At 75.1% G+C, this 1,275-nt stretch carries 2 protein-coding genes; both read left to right on the plus strand.

Translation table 11 applies throughout. The annotated features are described in order from the left end of the window. Nucleotides 1–517: exonuclease SbcCD subunit D (locus HMPREF3105_RS09965; RefSeq protein ID WP_210401446.1), on the plus strand; the 517-nt coding region annotated here is incomplete at its 5' end. Continuing rightward, the coding region (locus HMPREF3105_RS09970) for an AAA family ATPase (protein ID WP_141762496.1) at nt 514–1,275 on the plus strand (762 nt) is incomplete at its 3' end. The genes HMPREF3105_RS09965 and HMPREF3105_RS09970, both read left to right, overlap by 4 nt.

Consider the following 1,275-nt stretch of genomic DNA (forward strand, 5'->3'; position numbering starts at 1 on the left):
GGGCCACCTGCACGGCCGCCAGCGGCTGGCAGAGCACGTGCGGTACTCCGGCTCACCGCTGCCGTACTCCTTCTCCGAGGCGGGCCACCGCAAGGGCGGCTGGCTCGTCCACGTCACGGGCGGGGCCGTCACCGACGTCGAGGCCGTGGACTGGGACGCCGGACGGCGCCTGGCGGTGCTGTCCGGGCCGATCGAGGACCTGCTGGAGTCCCCGGAGTTCGCGTGGGCGGAGCAGTGCTGGGTGCAGGTCACCGTCACCGACGACGAACGCCCCGAGCGGGCCCTGGAGCGCCTGAAGACCCGGTTCCCCTCCGTGCTCGTCTTCCGCCACGAACCGGCCGGCGGGAGGCGGGCCCGGGAGCGGACCTACGCCCAGGTCCTGCGGCAGGCACCCTCGGACCACGCGCTCGCGGTCGGTTTCGTGGACCACGTCCGGCAGCGGCCGGCCAGCGGGGCCGAGCAGGACCTGCTGCGGGACGCCCTCGAGGCCGCTCGCGCGGGGGAGGTGCGCGCATGAGGATCCATCGGATGCGCCTGGAGGGGCTCGGGCCCTACGCCCAGGCGCAGGACGTCGACTTCGACCGGCTCAACGCGGGCGGCCTGTTCCTGCTGGACGGGCCCACCGGCGCGGGCAAGTCCACGGTGCTGGCCGCGCTGTGCTTCGCCCTCTACGGGACCGTGCCGGGCGGACGGTCGGCCGAGTCGCTCGTGACCACGCTGCGCGAGCCCGGCGCGGTGATCCCCGAGGTGCAGGTCGAGTTCACCGTGCAGGGCCGGCGCTTCGAGGTGGTCCGCTCGCCCAAGCACGAGCGGCCCCGCCGGAGACGCAGCGCGGCGGGCGGCGCCACCGTCACCACGCAGGCCACGGTCTCCCTGCGGGAACGCGTGGACGGGGAATGGACGGCGCCGCTCACCCGGGCGGACGAGGTCGGCCAGCAGATCGCGGCCGTCCTGCACCTGGACGCCGAGCAGTTCATGCAGGTGGTCCTGCTGCCTCAGGGACAGTTCGCCCAGTTCCTCACCGCGAAGTCGGATGAGCGCCGCGTCCTGCTGCGGCGGCTCTTCGGCACGCAGCGCTTCGACGGCGTCGAGGAGCACCTGCGCGTCGAGACGGCCCGGCTGGACACCGCGGTGGCCGTGGACGCGGACGTGGCCCGGACCGCGCGGGCACAGCTGGCCGAGGCGCTCCACGAGGCGCTCGGCCCGGACTGGCATGCGCCGGAGCCGTCACCGGACACGGACGACCGGCTGCTCGCCCTCGCCGCCGAGCGCGCA

It is taken from the genome of Micrococcus sp. HMSC31B01 (genome assembly GCF_001816085.1).
In the GTDB taxonomy this organism is placed as follows: domain Bacteria; phylum Actinomycetota; class Actinomycetes; order Actinomycetales; family Micrococcaceae; genus Micrococcus; species Micrococcus luteus.